Source organism: Microvirga zambiensis WSM3693 (genome assembly GCF_016735695.1).
In the GTDB taxonomy this organism is placed as follows: domain Bacteria; phylum Pseudomonadota; class Alphaproteobacteria; order Rhizobiales; family Beijerinckiaceae; genus Microvirga; species Microvirga zambiensis.
Genome location: NZ_JAERQD010000242.1, coordinates 1 through 568, shown reverse-complemented (window position 1 = coordinate 568; position 568 = coordinate 1). Strand labels below are relative to the sequence as shown.

General features: G+C 58.8%; 1 pseudogene. It reads right to left on the bottom strand.

What is annotated here, in order from left to right:
- Nucleotides 1–295: 295 nt before the first annotated feature.
- Nucleotides 296–568 (bottom strand): annotated as a pseudogene (locus JKL46_RS35100) (hypothetical protein); the annotation flags it as partial.

The window sequence follows — 568 nt, the reverse complement described above, 5'->3', positions numbered from 1 at the left end:
TCGATCCGACCGCCGCTTTCGAATGCTCATCGCAACCTCCTCCTTCAGGGTGTTGCGACGACCGTTTGAATCCGTCCTGGCTGCCGCGGTCCGCGTGGTAAGTGTCCGCCGAGGCTTGCAATTACCCATAGATTTGCGCTCCGATCCTGACGCCGAGTTCGATATCCATCAGGCGCGAAAGTCCTCTCCACATGACGGTATTGCCGGGTGGAGGGTCATGCCCACGCGCGAGGTAGCCGCCCATTCGAGCGACCTTGGTCAGGTAATGCGAGAGTGTCTTTCTCCGCCGCAACTTCTAGCCCTTGTCTCTCACCAACTCGTCGAGCAGGTCGATTTCCAGAGCCGTCAAGGCCAGCTGTGGCGGCACGTCCGGAACGACGCGGTTGAGCATCGTCAGCCAGAAGATGCGCCAGCTCAGGATGCAGTAGATGCTGAGTAGGTTCACCAGCCGCTCGGCCGTTCGCAGCTTGGTCTCCTCCGCCCGGCAGCCGGATTTCAGGATTTTATGGAACAGCTCGATAGTCTGAATGCAAATGACAAAAGCGGGTAGCTTCGCCATTTGAGCTGG